11 protein-coding genes and 2 pseudogenes are annotated in these 13,537 nt (G+C 72.7%); 2 read left to right on the top strand and 11 right to left on the bottom strand.

Translation table 11 applies throughout. The annotated features are described in order from the left end of the window. Positions 1-45: 45 nt before the first annotated feature. The 9 genes and pseudogenes from ACFPZI_RS15835 to rpe form a co-directional block, all read right to left on the bottom strand. Positions 46-1,743 carry a flavin monoamine oxidase family protein gene (locus tag ACFPZI_RS15835; protein ID WP_381363537.1) on the bottom strand — a complete coding sequence of 566 codons (1,698 nt, stop codon included), beginning with the start codon at positions 1,741-1,743 and terminating at the stop codon, positions 46-48. 55 nt (positions 1,744-1,798) lie between these two features. Next, positions 1,799-2,587 (bottom strand): carbon-nitrogen hydrolase family protein, encoded by a 789-nt coding sequence (locus ACFPZI_RS15840; protein ID WP_381363611.1) that lies wholly within the window; start codon positions 2,585-2,587, stop codon positions 1,799-1,801. A gap of 423 nt (positions 2,588-3,010) precedes the next feature. Further along, positions 3,011-3,292: pseudogene (locus ACFPZI_RS15845) on the bottom strand (hypothetical protein); the annotation flags it as partial. Between the two features lie 170 nt (positions 3,293-3,462). After that, positions 3,463-4,665 (bottom strand): MFS transporter, encoded by a 1,203-nt coding sequence (locus tag ACFPZI_RS15850; RefSeq protein ID WP_381363538.1) that lies wholly within the window; start codon positions 4,663-4,665, stop codon positions 3,463-3,465. Positions 4,666-4,795: 130 nt separating this feature from the next. Beyond that, entirely contained in the window at positions 4,796-5,248 is a 453-nt protein-coding gene (locus ACFPZI_RS15855; RefSeq protein ID WP_381213335.1) for an Lrp/AsnC family transcriptional regulator, read from the bottom strand. Positions 5,249-5,374: 126 nt separating this feature from the next. Beyond that, entirely contained in the window at positions 5,375-6,817 is a 1,443-nt protein-coding gene (locus ACFPZI_RS15860; RefSeq protein WP_381363612.1) for a GuaB1 family IMP dehydrogenase-related protein, read from the bottom strand. 107 nt (positions 6,818-6,924) lie between these two features. Continuing rightward, positions 6,925-7,278, bottom strand: a complete 354-nt coding sequence (locus tag ACFPZI_RS15865; RefSeq protein ID WP_381363540.1) for a barstar family protein — start codon at positions 7,276-7,278, stop codon at positions 6,925-6,927. 435 nt (positions 7,279-7,713) lie between these two features. Continuing rightward, entirely contained in the window at positions 7,714-8,760 is a 1,047-nt protein-coding gene (locus ACFPZI_RS15870) for a sugar-binding transcriptional regulator (protein WP_381363542.1), read from the bottom strand. Between the two features lie 79 nt (positions 8,761-8,839). Further along, positions 8,840-9,526 carry a ribulose-phosphate 3-epimerase gene (gene rpe, locus ACFPZI_RS15875; RefSeq protein ID WP_381363544.1) on the bottom strand — a complete coding sequence of 229 codons (687 nt, stop codon included), beginning with the start codon at positions 9,524-9,526 and terminating at the stop codon, positions 8,840-8,842. Positions 9,527-9,882: 356 nt separating this feature from the next. Between rpe and ACFPZI_RS15880 the strand changes: the two are divergent. Next, a pseudogene (locus ACFPZI_RS15880) lies at positions 9,883-10,204 on the top strand (MMPL family transporter); the annotation flags it as partial. Here ACFPZI_RS15880 and ACFPZI_RS15885 read toward each other — a convergent pair. Then, on the bottom strand, positions 10,185-11,603 hold the full coding sequence (locus ACFPZI_RS15885) for an RsmB/NOP family class I SAM-dependent RNA methyltransferase (RefSeq protein ID WP_381363545.1): 1,419 nt from the start codon (positions 11,601-11,603) through the stop codon (positions 10,185-10,187). The pseudogene ACFPZI_RS15880 and the gene ACFPZI_RS15885 overlap by 20 nt on opposite strands. A gap of 100 nt (positions 11,604-11,703) precedes the next feature. Next, positions 11,704-12,636, bottom strand: a complete 933-nt coding sequence (fmt, locus tag ACFPZI_RS15890) for a methionyl-tRNA formyltransferase (RefSeq protein WP_381363547.1) — start codon at positions 12,634-12,636, stop codon at positions 11,704-11,706. Between the two features lie 333 nt (positions 12,637-12,969). Here fmt and ACFPZI_RS15895 point away from each other — a divergent pair, with 333 nt between their 5' ends. After that, a complete protein-coding gene (locus tag ACFPZI_RS15895; protein WP_381363548.1) occupies positions 12,970-13,536 on the top strand; it encodes a hypothetical protein in 567 nt (188 codons plus the stop codon). The last annotated feature ends 1 nt before the right edge of the window (position 13,537 follow it).

Consider the following 13,537-nt stretch of genomic DNA (forward strand, 5'->3'; position numbering starts at 1 on the left):
CGGAAACCGGGGCCGGCCGGTCGCCACGCCCCTGTGCGACCGGGTTCAGTCGTCGGAGAGTTCCACCGGTGCGATCTCGTCGTACACGTCACCGGGCCCGGGATTGGCCCCGTCGGTCCCTCCCCCGAAGTGGTGCATGACGCCCCAGACGGCGTTGAGGGCGGTCTGGACGGCGCCCTCGGCCCAGCCGGCCGTCCAGGAGATGTCGTCGCCGGCGAGGAAGACGCCCCGCTTGTCCTCGGGCAGCCGGTCCTGCATGAAGTGCGTGAACAGGCGCCGCTGGTAACGGTAGTGACCGGGCAGGTTGGCCTTGAACGCGCCCATGAAGTAGGGCTCGTTCTCCCAGGAGACGGTGACCGGGTTGCCGATGATGTGCTTCCTGATGTCGGCCTTCGGGTAGATCTCGCCCAGCGACTTCAACATGACCTCCATCCGCTCGTTCGGTGACAGCGGCAGCCACTTCAGGCTGTCGTCGCACCAGGTGTAGGACAGGCAGATGACGGCGGGCCGGTCCGGGCCGTCGTCCAGCAGATAGGTACCCCGGGTCATGCGGTCGGTCAGCGTCATCGACATGACGTCCCGCCCCGTGTCCTCGTCCTTGTCGAGCCAGAAGGGCCGGTCGACGGGCACGAAGAGCTTGCTGGACTCCATGTAGTGGGTGCGCTCGATGGCGGTCCAGTGGTCGATCGGGAAGAGCGCGTCGTCGCAGGCGATCTTGGACAGCAGCATCCAGGACTGGGCGGTGAAGACGGCCGCCCTGTAGGTACGGACGTCTCCGTTCGCGTCCGTCACCGTGACGCGGTGGCCCGCGGTGCGGTGCAGCCGCGTCACCGCCGGGCGCGGCTCGCCGTCCACGTGCAGGGCCTTCAACGAGGTGCCGTACGGCCAGTGGACGAGCTTCTCCGGCTCGCGCTCCCACAGGCGCAGCGGCAGCTGCTGTGAGCCGCCGACGATGCCTCGGTGATGGTCGTCGGCCTCGGTGTAGACGACGCGCAGGACCTCCAGGATGGAGTTGGGGAAGTCGGTGTCCCAGCCTCCGGTGCCGAAGCCGACCTGGCCGAAGATCTCGCGGTGCCGGAAGGACCTGAAGGCCTCGGAGTCGCAGAGGAAGCCGTAGAAGGTCTGGTCGTCGAGCTTCTCGACGAGCCCGGACCAGATCTCGCGGATGCGCGGGACGTCGCGCTCGCGCAGGGCGCGGTTCATGTCGGAGAAGTCGGCGCCCTCCTCCAGGCACCGGGCCCAGGCGTCGGCCACGTCCCGGTAGACCTGCGGGAGGTCGTCGAGGGTCTCGGCGTAGTGGGACTCGCCCTTGAGGTCGACGACGGTCGAAGGCGTCGATGCGGCGAGGGGGTTGGGGAACGGGCGGGTCTCAAGGCCCACCAGGTCGATGTAGTGCTGGAGGGCCGTGGAGGACGGCGGGAAGCGCATCGCGCCCATCTCGGCGGTGAGCGCGGGGTCGCAGCCCTCGAATCCGACGGTGCGCAGTCGGCCACCGATCCGGTCGGCCTCGTACACGACGGGCTTGAGGCCCATCTTCATCAGCTCGTAGGCGGTGATGATGCCGGACAGGCCGCCGCCGATCACCGCGACCTCGGTGCCGTGCTCCGTGGCGGGGATCTGGCCGAGGCCCGCGGGGTGGGCGAGGAAGTCGTCGTACGCGTACGGGAAGTCCGGGCCGAACATGGTGATCGGCGGCTGCTGCTCGTCGGCGTGCTCGACGGCGTTGGGCACCGTGGACGTCATGGGGTACGGACTCCTTGCGCGAAAGAGGTCGAAGGGGGCGGAGGGTGGCGGGGGTTCAGCCGAGCGGCCCGTACAGGGCGGGGCGGCGGTGCCGCAGATACGGGTTGTGCTCGCGGGAGGCGGCGAGGAGCACGGGGTCCGCGTCGGCGAGAACCAGTTCCTCGCCGCGCCCGGCCCGGGTACGGGCGACCCCGTCGGGTCCGGCGAGGGTGGAGAGCCCTGTGAACTCCCACTCGCCCTCCTGGCCGACCCGGTTGACGTACGCGATGTACATCTGGTTCTCGAACGCCCGTACCGGCACGAGGTGCTCGGCGACGAACTGGAACGGATGCATCAGCGCGGTGGGCACCAGCAGAAGATCGGTGCCGGCCAGGGCGTGGGCGCGCGCGTTCTCAGGGAACTCGATGTCGTAGCAGGTCAGCAGGCCGACGGTGAGGCCGTGCAGCTCGGCCTGGACGACCTGTTGGTCGCCGGGGGCGAAGTGGTCCTGCTCGAAGGGGCCGAAGAGGTGGGTCTTCCGGTAGTTCGCGAGGCGGGTGCCCTCCGCGGAGATGAGCTGGGTGGAGTTGTGGACGGTGTCACCCGCGCGCTCCGGGTAGCTGTAGGCGATGGCGAGCCCGTGCCGGGCGGCGGTCCGGGCGACCGCGTCGGCCGCGTCGCCGTCGGCGGGCTCGGCGAGCGCCGCGATGTCGTGGCCGATCGCGTACCCGGTGAGGAACAGCTCCGGTGTGACGAGCAGCCCGGCGCCGGCCGCGGCGGCGCGGTCGGCGGCCTCGTCGAGGACCTTGAGGTTGCCGGCGACGGAACCGGGTCGGCCGGAGCTCTGGAGCAGGGCGGTACGCATGCGTGTTCCTCGTCGGTACGCGGGGTTTCGGGGGGGCGCATTGACGGTACGGTCGGCCGGCTCGGCCGGGCAAGATGGAGCCGTTGCGCGCCGGTGAGCGGATCGTTGCGTCCGGTGCGGGATCGGCGGCGATTCGTTGCGCACTCCCGATCGGAGCCTGCTTCCGACCGGAGTCGCAGGGGGCGGGCACGACGTCGGGGCCACGGTGACCTCCGTTTCATCTGCGGAGAGGCCGCCATCAACCGCCGTACGAAACACACCCACCGCGCGCGATACCCCGCTGGGACGACCTCCCTGGTGCCCGGTGTCACCACCGCATCCGGCCTGCCCGGCGCGCAGGGCAGGCGCCCCGGTCCCAGGAGATGTCGCGAGCAGCACCCGCTGGCGCAGTCCCTCCAGTTCCTCGGCGGCGCCGACCATGGCGTCGAGGGCATGGCGCTGCGGGCCGGAGAGCCGGTCGTGATCGCCGTCCCGGATCGCGCCGCGCATGGCGTTCACGGCGCGGTCGGTGCGGCGATGCCGCTCCATGAGGTCCAGGGTCGCGGACGTACGGTGGCCCGTCCCCCAGTAGGTGGCGGCCAGCCGCCGTTCGATCTGGATCTGCCCGATCGCCGTGTCGACGGGCGTGCCGAAGTCCTCGTACACATCCTGAGCCGGGCCAGTGCGCGCAGTTCTCCGGTGACCGACACCATGGGGAAGGTCCACAACGCCAGCAGGGCGAACGCCGGAGCGAACGCAAGCGCGACGATGCGGGCGCGAACCGTGGCGGGACGGCCGATGAGCCGGCGCACAGCTCTCCCCCAGGACGCTCGGGTTACTGGGCGGCGAAGCAGATACCAACGGATGTTACCCACCGGTAGCGAGTGACGGACAACCTACGGGATGCCTCGCGGCGAGCGCAATGGCCTCTTGAACACCAGGAGCAACGCCGTCACCGCATACGGCAGCGCGAACACGGCGAAGGCCGTGCTGTGCCGGCTCTGCGAGGCGATCAGGGCATAACCGCCGAACACCGCGACCGTGGCCAGCTCGGTGCCCAGGCCCGCGAGCGAGGTCAGGGTGGCCCGCCCGGTGTCCCCGATGCGCCGCTGGAGCCGTGCGTCGGCCAGCACGGTCGCCGCCTGGAAACCGCCGAAGGCGAGGGCGACCAGGATCAGCCCGGCGGGCGTACCGGCGAGCGAGCCGACGGCCAAGGCGAGTCCGGCACCGGCGAGCAGGGCCGCGAGTCCGGCCGTACCGAGGCGTTCGCCCTCGCCGGCGAGCAGGCTTCCGGCAGTGGCACCGGCCCAGATCAGCAGCAGGAGGTACGGGACGGTCTCGTCCGCGACGCCGGTGTCCCGCACCAGCAGCGGCGTGTACTCGTCGAGGGCGCCCCACACCGCGCCGACGGCCGGTACGAGCAGCAGCGCGCCGCGCACCGACCGGTCGGCGCGCGCCTCGGCGAGCCCGGCACGCAGGGGGGCGGTCCAGCGGCGGTGGCCCGCCGCCGGGGACCGGTGTTCCGGGAACCGGAGGGCGGTGGCCGCGGTCAGCAGGCACGCCAGGACGCTGGCGGCGCCGACGGCGGTGTGGCCGCCCCGGCCGAGCACCGGACCGGCGAGCCCCATGGCCGCCATTACGGCCACCAGGCCGGCCGCGCGGGCCCGGCCCATGATCCGGGCGTAGCGGCCGGCCGCGCCGAGCCGCTCCAGTTCGTCGTGGACCAGGGCCTCCAGCGCCCCGGAGGCGAGTGCTCCGCCGGCGCCCCACAGGACGAAGCCGACCGCGAAGGCGCCGTACGAGGGCAGCAGTACCCACAGGGCGAAGCCGGCGGCGGTGAGCAGCGGGCCGAGCCACAGGAGCAGGCGGCGGGAGACGGCGTCGGCCCAGACGCCGGAGGGGACCTCCAGCAGGACGCCGGTGACCGACCAGAGGGCGAACAGGGAGGAGATCTGCCAGACGGTGAGGCCGGTGTCGTTGAACAGCAGCGCGTACACCGGGTAGAGCAGCACGAAGTCTTCGAGGAACGCGTAGCCGTACAGCGTGGTCGTCAGCCGTCGGACGCGGGGGTCGGGCGCACGCGTGGGCGTGGAGGTCATGGGGCCTTCCCGTAAGGGCGGTTCGGACACCGGACGTGGAGGACGTACGGCATCCGAGGTGGCCCTCGGGAGGCGTTACCGGTGGATCAATGTCGCCAGGTCATGACACCGAGGATAGTGCGGGCGGCCGTCAGGCGGGCGGTCCGGACGAGAATCGTCGCAGCAGCGGTGACAGCACCAGCACGGACTTGGTCCGCTCGACGAAGGGCTCCCCCGCGATCCGTTCCAGGACCCGTTCGAAGTGCCGCATGTCGGCGGCGAAGACCTGGGCGATCGCGTCCGCCTCTCCGGTGACGGTGGAGGCGGACACGACCTCCTGGTAGCGCTCCAGGCCCCGCTGGATGGTCTCCGGGGAGGTGTTTCCGCGGCAGTGGATCTCGACGAAACCCTCGGTCTCCCAGCCGAGGGCGGCGGGGTCCACCCGCACGGTGAAGCCGGTGATGGCGCCGGTGGCGCGCAGCCGGTCCACGCGCCGCTTGACGGCGGGCGCGGACAGGCCGACGAGCTTGCCGATGTCCGCGTAGGAGCGGCGGGCGTCCTCGGCGAGGGCGTGCACGATGCGTTCGTCGAGATCGTTCAGCACTGCGGGCGGTTCACTTCGCTTCTGGGAGGTCCGGGACGGGATCGGCGGGTTCGGCGAGTTCGGCAGGGCCGGCGGGATTCGTGAAGGCCGCCCGGGAGCCGGACGGCCGGGCAGCCGGGACCTCGGTCAGGTCCAGCTGACGTGCAGCGGCTTGCCTTCGGCGTACCCGGCGGCGCTCTGGATGCCGACGACGGTCTTCTCCCCGAACTCCTCCAGGGAGCCGGCACCCGCGTAGGTGCAGGAGGAGCGGACACCCGCGATGACCGAGTCGATCAGGTCCTCGACGCCGGGCCGGGTCGGGTCGAGGAACATGCGGGAGGTGGAGATGCCCTCCTCGAACAGCGCCTTGCGGGCCCGGTCGTAGGCCGATTCCTCCGAGGTGCGGTTGCGTACGGCGCGCGCGGAGGCCATGCCGAAGGACTCCTTGTAGGGGCGGCCGTTCGCGTCGTGCTGAAGGTCGCCCGGGGACTCGAAGGTTCCGGCGAACCAGGAGCCGATCATCACATTGGACGCGCCGGCCGCGAGGGCCATCGCCACGTCGCGCGGGTGGCGGATACCGCCGTCGGCCCACACGTGCTTGCCGTACTTCTTCGCCTCCGCAGCGCACTCCAGGACCGCGGAGAACTGCGGCCGGCCGACGCCGGTCATCATGCGGGTGGTGCACATGGCGCCGGGGCCGACGCCGACCTTGACGATGTCCGCGCCGGCCTCGATCAGGTCGCGGACGCCCGTGGCGGAGACCACGTTGCCCGCGGCGATCGGGACCTGCGGGTCAAGGTCGCGGACCAGCTTGAGCGCGCTGATCATCGATTCCTGGTGCCCGTGCGCCGTGTCGATGACGAGCGTGTCGACGCCCGCGTCCAGCAGTTGCTGGGCCTTGCCCGCGACGTCACCGTTGATGCCGACGGCCGCGGCGATGCGCAGCCGTCCCCGGTCGTCGGTGGCCGGCGTGTACAGGGTGGCGCGCAGGGCGCCCTTGCGGGTGAGGATGCCGGCGAGGCGGCCGTCCTTGTCCACGGCGGGGGCGTAGCGCCGGTTGGCGCCGTCGAGGGTGTTGAAGGCCTCGCGCGGGTCCATGCCGGCGTCGACGAGCAGCAGGTCGCGGGACATGACCTCGCTGAGCTGCGTGAAGCGGTCCACACCGGACAGGTCGGTGTCGGTGACCACGCCGACCGGCCGGTGCCCGTCGTCGACGACGACGCCCGCGTTGTGCGCGCGCTTGGGCAGCAGGGCGAGCGCGTCGGCGACGGTCTGGTGCGGGGCCAGCACGATGGGGGTGTCGAGGACCAGGTGGCGGCTCTTGACCCAGGCGACGACCTCGGTGACGACCTCGATCGGGATGTCCTGCGGGATGACCACAAGCCCGCCGCGGCGGGCCACCGTCTCGGCCATGCGGCGGCCGGCGATGGCCGTCATGTTGGCGACGACGAGCGGGATGGTGGTGCCCGTACCGTCCGGGGAGCTGAGGTCCACGTCCTGACGCGATGCGACGGCGGACCGGTTGGGCACCATGAAGACGTCGTCGTAGGTCAGGTCGTACGCAGGCTGGATGTCGTTGAGGAAACGCACGTGCTGCACATCCCAGTCGATAAGAGGTGGCCCCCGGACAGGTCAGCCAGGGGGAAGAGCACGTACTTCATTGTCCCATGACGACCGGATCGCCAGTTCCGGTGCGATCATCCAGGCAGGTCGGCACGCGGCCGGGAGGAACCTCCGAGGGTGAGGGCCACGGTGAGTGACGGGGTCCGTCGCACCGCTTCGGCGAACACCTCCCGCGCCGTCTCCCACTCCTCGGGGCGTGCCGTCGCGTAGGGCAGCCGGCCGTCCACGACGATCAGCAGTCCATGTTCGACGGTGCCTTCGGGCCGGACCGTGTGGTCGGCGAGGGAGTCCGCGAAGGCGTCCCAGGTGCGGCCGAACCAGCCCGGCAGGTCCAGGGCGCGGGCGCAGCGGTCCATCAGGCCTGCCTTGTCCGTGGCCCCGTCGAGGTCGAGCGCGACCACGAGCCGGCCCGCCAGTTCGTGCGTCATCCCAGTACCGTCCTGAACGATGCGTAGGGGGCGTCGGCGCAGTACCTCCCACCGCCGCGTCCGGTGACGACGCGCCGGGCCCGCGGTCGGCCGAGTCCGGTGTCCCGACCGTGTACTCGTGGTGGTAGCCGCGTTCGCGCCGGGGCAGCAGCCGCTCGAAGTCGCCGAGGACGGCACCGTCCCGCTCGTACGGGAAGGGCCCGCCCGCGTCGACGGGGCCCAGCGTGCGCCGCGCTCCCTCGGGAGGTCGGCCTCCCGGACCGTGGCCGTGCCGTCGGCCCGGACGGGCGGCGGGTCCTCGGTGCCGCCGGGCGAGCAGCCCGCGAGGAGCGGGCCCGCCGGCAGCACGAGGAGGCAGGCCAGGAGAGAGGGAGGAGCCGCGGCACCATACGCCGATGCTGCCACGCCCGCCCTCGCCCCTCGTCCCTCGCCCGGTCAGGGACCGTCCGGGTCGGACCGGTTGAGGGCGGACCTCGGGGCGGGTCCCGCCGCCATCAGGTAGTCGGCGGCCGAGGTGTCCGTCACCAGGCTGGTGACCAGCCCGGAGCGCAGCACCGCGTCGATCGCGGGGCCCTTGCGCTGCCCGCCGGCGATCGCGACGACCTCGGGGACCCGGCGCAGCTGGTCGGTCTTGACCGTGATGCACCGCTCCCCGAGGTCGCGGCCGACCCGGCGCCCGTCGGCGTCGAAGAGGTGCGCGGACATCTCGGCTGCGACGCCGAGGGAGGCGTAGTGCTCCCGCTCCTCATCCGTGAGCATGTCGTGCACCGTCGAGATGCCCGGCTCCCAGGAGCCGATGGAGACACAGGCGACCGTGACCTTGTCGAAGTACTCGAAGGCCCGTGCGATACCGGTCTGGTGGCGCAGTGCCTGAGCGGTCGCCGCGTCCGGCAGCAGCATCGGCGCGTAGATGGGGTGGGCGTCGCCGCCCGACACCTGCGCGGCCCGCCGTACGGCCTCCACCGAGCCGCGCTCGGCGGTCCCGGCGTCGTACACGCCCGTCAGCTGCACGACCGTGCAGGGCGCCAGCCGGTCCAGGGCCGCCGCCATGTGGATGGTGGACCGGCCCCAGGCCAGCCCCAGTACATCTCCTTCGTTGACCAGTTCGCCGAGCAGGTCGGCGGCCACCTCTCCCAGGTTCTCGGGGTCGGGTGTCTCCGCGGCCTCGGCCGGGGACTCCACCACGACGGCGTGCCTGAGGCCGTAGCGGGCGCGCAGCGCGTCGGAGCGCTCCGCGTCCAGCTCGGCGGGCACGCGGATCTCGATGCGTACGAGATCCCGTTCGAGGGCGGTCTCCAGGACCCTGGCCACCTTGAAGCGGCTGACGCCGAACTCCTCGGCGATCTGGATCTTCGACTTGCCCTCTAGGTAGAAGCGGCGGGCCATGGCCGCCGCCTGCACCAGCTCAGCGGGTCCCATCCGCATGGCTGAACGGCCCGCCGCCGACATACCCGACACGGCGATCTCCTCACTGCTGTTCACACTCTGGATTCGCCGTTCATCCTTGCAGATTCGGCGCGGTCGAACGGTCCTGCTGGAGAGCCGTTCACGTTCCCGTGGCTCAGTGGTCGCACGCCCAGGATGCCTTGCCCGTGGCTGCCTCGGCCTGGTTGCGCAATGCACGTACCGCCTCGGCCGGGTCCTGTGCCCCGTACACGGCGGATCCCGCGACGAAGACGTCGGCTCCGGCGTCGGCGCACTGCTCGATGGTGGACGCCGAGACACCGCCGTCGACCTGGAGCCAGAGGTCCAGGCCGTGCTTACTGATCATCTCGCGGGTGCGGCGAATCTTCGGAAGCATGATGTCGAGGAATGCCTGGCCCCCGAAGCCCGGCTCGACCGTCATGATCAGCAGCATGTCGAGCTCGGGGAGCAGGTCCTCGTACGGCTCGATAGGCGTCGCGGGCCGCAGCGCCATGGAGGCTCTGGCCCCCTTGGCCCGGATCTCCCGGGCCAGCCGCACGGGCGCGGCGGCCGCCTCGACGTGGAAGGTAACGGAACCGGCCCCCGCCTCGACGTACTGGGGCGCCCAGCGATCGGGGGCCTCGATCATCAGGTGGCAGTCCAGCGGGGTGCCCGTCGCACGGGCGAGCGACTCCACGACCGGCACACCGAGCGTGAGGTTCGGGACGAAATGGTTGTCCATGACGTCGACATGGAGCCAGTCGGCTCCCGCGACCGCCTGCGCCTCGTCCGCGAGGCGGGAGAAGTCGGCGGAGAGAATACTGGGGTTGATCTGCGCGGCCATGCACCAAGCCTGCCATGCCCTCCGGGGGTCGGCGGCACCGGTGGGGGACGGATGCGGTCGTATCCGCTGTATCCGCTGTATCGGCCGTCCCGGACGCACGACTCGCACGGGTCGCACGGGTTGTACGGGTTGTACGGGGTCCACGAGACGCACGGGTCGCACAGGGCCCACGAGTCGTATGCGGACCGCGGGTTGTCCGTTGCCGGGTGCGCGGTGGCCCGTGGCCTCCGGTCACCCGGGCCCGGGGCCGACCGGCTGTGGATGCGGCCATGAGCGCGACACACGGCACCCCCGGGAAAAGCGGGACGCCCAAAGAGCGCGGCACCCCCGGGGAGCGCGGGGCACCGGGGACGCCGGAGGCGGGCCTGCGCGGAACCCGGCGGGGCGTGGTCACCGGGCTCGCCACCACGGGCACCGTCATCACCTCGGCGGTCCTGGTGCCGGCGGGCACCTTCGCCGCGCTCGGCACCCTGCCCCCTGGTCGCCTTCGCCGAGATCGGCTTCGCGGTCGCCCTCGGCGTGCCGCTGGACACCTTCATCGTGCGGTCGGTGCTGGTCACGTCCCTGTTCCTGGACATGGGCCCCCAAGTGTGGTGGCCGCACCGGCTCGCCCGCGAGGACGGCGCCGGCGCGGTACGCGAACCGGAGGAGGCGGGCGTCAGCCGGTCCGGCGGATGAGCGCCAGATACATGGCGTCAGTCCCGTGCACATGCGGCCACAGCTGAACGTCGGGGCCCTCACCCAGCTCCGGGACGCCGGGCAGCAGCGGCCGGGCATCGAGGAGTTCGGCGTCCGGGAACTGCTTGAGGAGGTCGGCGACCACGGCCCGGGTCTCCGCCAGGTGCGGCGAGCAGGTGGCGTAGCCGACGACACCGCCGACCCGTACGGACTCCAGGGCGGTGCGCAGCAGCCCGCGCTGCAGCGGGGCGAAGCCCTCCAGGTCGCCCGGCCGGCGCCGCCAGCGCGCCTCGGGGCGCCGGCGCAGGGCGCCGAGGCCGGTGCAGGGCACGTCGACCAGCACTCGGTCGAAGGTGCCGGGCCGCCACGGCGGCCGGGTCCCGTCGGCGGCGATGACCTGGTACGGCCCGGGGTTCCCCGCCAGCGCCTTGGCGACCAGTCCGGCCCGGTGCGGCTGCTTCTCGGAGGCCAGCAGGACGGCACCGCGCTCGGCGGCGAGCGCGGCGAGCAGCGCGGCCTTGCCGCCGGGGCCGGCACAGCCGTCCAGCCACATCCGGTCGGGCCCGTCCAGCGGGGCGTCGGCCAGGGCGAGCGCGACGAGCTGGCTGCCCTCGTCCTGCACGCCGGCCCTGCCGTCCGCCACCGCCGGGATCGCACCCGGCTCGCCGCCCTCGCTCAGCCGCACCGCGTACGGCGACCAGCGGCCCGGCAGAGCGGCCTCCTCGTCGAGCAGTTCCCCGGTGGTGGCCCGGCCGGGACGGGCGACGAGCGTGACCTCGGGCCGCTCGTTGTCGGCCCGCAGCAGTTCCTCCACGCCGGCGCGGCCGCCGCCGAGGGAGTCCCAGAGCGCGGAGACGACCCAGCGCGGGTGCGAGTGCACCACGGCGAGATGGCCCTCGGGGTCTTCGTCGTACGGCGGCGCGACCCGCTCGAGCCAGCCGTCGAGATCGTGCTGCGCGACCTTGCGCAGCACGGCGTTGACGAACTTGGCCCGTCCGTCGCCGAGCACCACGCGCGCGAGCTCGACGGAGGCGGACACGGCGGCATGGGTCGGAATCCGGGTCCCCAGCAGCTGGTGCGCGCCGAGGCTCAGCACGTCCAGCACGGGCGGGTCCACCTCGCGCAGCGGCCGGTCGACACAGGCGGCGACGACCGCGTCGTACGTGCCCTGCCGACGCAGCGTGCCGTACACCAGCTCGGTGGCGAGCGCCGCGTCCCGGGCATCGAAGTCACCGCCCTCGCGCGCCTTGCGCAGCAGCGGCGGCAGGACGAGGTTGGCGTAGGCGTCCCGCTCGTCCACGGCCCGCAGGGCCTCGAAGGCGAGGATGCGGACGGGGTCCTTCTGGGGCCGGCGGTAGGGCTTGCCGGGCTTGCGGGGACGACGGGGCTGGTCACTCACGAAAAGGTGCTCCGGGTGTGGGGTGAAGTGCGCGGTCCAGCGTACGTCGTCGGGACGGGCCGGGGTCGCGTGGCGCCGGCGCGGGGCAGGGTCCACGGCGTCAGCCGCCGACGGTCTCCTCGGCGCCGATCCGTGCACCGCGTGCCCAGTCGGCCGCGCGCATCGGCTTCTTGCCCTGGGCCTGCACCCACAGCAGTTCCACGGCGTGCGAGCCGGTGCCGGCGTACACGTTGTTCTTGCCTGCGGACAGCCGGCCGGGCGCGAGATCCGGGCGGTCGGGGGCGGGCCTGACCTGGACGAGCTTGAGCCGCTCGCCCCGGAAGGTGGTCCAGGCGCCGGGCGCGGGTGTACAGCCGCGCACGATGCGGTCGACGCGCAGGGCCGGGGCGCTCCAGTCGACGTGGGCGTCCTCCACGGAGACCTTCGGGGCGAGGGTGATCCCGTCGACGGGCTGCGGTACGGCCTTCAGGGTGCCGTCCTCGATGCCGTCCATGGTCGCGGCGAGCAGTCCGGCGCCGGCGAAGGCGAGCCGGGTGAGCAGGTCGCCGCTGGTGTCGGTGGGGCGGATCTCCTCGGTGACGGTGCCGTAGACCGGCCCCGAGTCGAGCCCTTCCTTGATGAGGAAGGTGGACGCGCCGGTGATCTCGTCGCCCGCCATGACGGCGTGCTGCACGGGCGCCGCCCCGCGCCAGGCCGGCAGCAGCGAGAAGTGCAGGTTGACCCAGCCCCGGTCCGGGATGTCGAGGGCGACCCGGGGCAGCAGGGCGCCGTAGGCGACGACGGGACAGCAGTCGGGGGCGATCTCGCGCAGCCGCTCGAGGAACTCCGGGTCCCGTGGCTTCGCGGGCCTGAGCACCTCGATCCCGGCCTCCTGCGCCCGCTCGGCGACCGGAGAGGCGACCAGCCTGCGGCCCCGCCCGGCCGGCGCGTCGGGCCGGGTGACGACGGCGGCCACCTCGTGCCGCTCCGAGGCGAGAAGAGCGTCCAGGGCGGGAACGGCGACCTCGGGGGTGCCGGCGAAGACGAGCTTCATGGGGTGGATTCGGGCCTCTCGGGCGGGGACGTTGCGGGCAGCACACCAGTCTATGGGGGGACGGCCGAGGGCGTACGGGCGGCGTACGGGCGGCACGGCGGGCGGCGGTTCGGACGCGGCAGTGGGGCGGTACGGGGGGGGGGGGACGGGCCCGCGGACGGGCTCCGGGCCTGGGCCTGGGCTCGCAGTCCTTCACAGGGGCGGGCGCGGGAATCGCCACGCCCCCAGCCCGTGACCCACGGAGCGGATCAGCGTTGGTCAAGAAAGAGTTGACCACACTGGGCCGCTCCGACGCGGCCCATTCCTTTCAACGCCGGTTCGAGAGGCTTGTTCATGGCCGACCACGCAACCCACGACGCCCAGGCTCGCGCCAGCCTGCACTTGCTGGTGCGGGACATCGAGCGGGTCCGCCGGCAGGTGGACGCACTGCGCACGCTCACCGCCCAGCTCGGCAACGTCTACCGCCCGCGCCGCTCCGGCCCCTCCACGGGCTTCGTCGTCTACGGACGCGCCCCCGCCCCGACGGTCCGTCTCGCCCAGGAACTGCGGGACAGCGTCGAGACCCTGGTCACCGCGGCCGTGGACTTCGACCGCTCGCTGGGCTTCTCGTGGGACGCGGTGGGCTCCGCGCTCGGCGTGACCAAGCAGGCGGTCCACCGTCGTTACGGCGCCCGCCGTGCCGCGGCCACCCAGAACCAGGCCACGGAGACGGAGCACACCGCCGAGCCGTCGGGAACGCGCGCGGTCAACGTGGGTGCGGGGGTCTCCGGCGTGCCGACGGTTCCCGCCGCCCGTTCCATGCCGACCCAGCCGACGGCGGGCAGCCCGTCCCTCCGCGACGACCCGCGCCCCACGGCCGTCCCCGGCCCCACCACCTTCCCGGGCCCCCGCAACGGCTGAC

The organism is Streptomyces chlorus (assembly GCF_042655885.1).
Taxonomy (GTDB): Bacteria; Actinomycetota; Actinomycetes; order Streptomycetales; family Streptomycetaceae; genus Streptomyces; species Streptomyces chlorus.

Excerpts from the sequence above, each read along its gene's own strand:
- rpe (WP_381363544.1), bottom strand. The coding sequence starts at position 9,526 with ATGGCCGCGCAGATCAACCCCAGTATTCTCTCCGCCGACTTCTCCCGC.
- ACFPZI_RS15835 (WP_381363537.1), bottom strand. The coding sequence starts at position 1,743 with ATGACGTCCACGGTGCCCAACGCCGTCGAGCACGCCGACGAGCAGCAG.
- fmt (WP_381363547.1), bottom strand. The coding sequence starts at position 12,636 with ATGAAGCTCGTCTTCGCCGGCACCCCCGAGGTCGCCGTTCCCGCCCTG.
- ACFPZI_RS15895 (WP_381363548.1), top strand. The coding sequence starts at position 12,970 with ATGGCCGACCACGCAACCCACGACGCCCAGGCTCGCGCCAGCCTGCAC.
- ACFPZI_RS15865 (WP_381363540.1), bottom strand. The coding sequence starts at position 7,278 with ATGACGCACGAACTGGCGGGCCGGCTCGTGGTCGCGCTCGACCTCGAC.
- ACFPZI_RS15840 (WP_381363611.1), bottom strand. The coding sequence starts at position 2,587 with ATGCGTACCGCCCTGCTCCAGAGCTCCGGCCGACCCGGTTCCGTCGCC.
- ACFPZI_RS15850 (WP_381363538.1), bottom strand. The coding sequence starts at position 4,665 with ATGACCTCCACGCCCACGCGTGCGCCCGACCCCCGCGTCCGACGGCTG.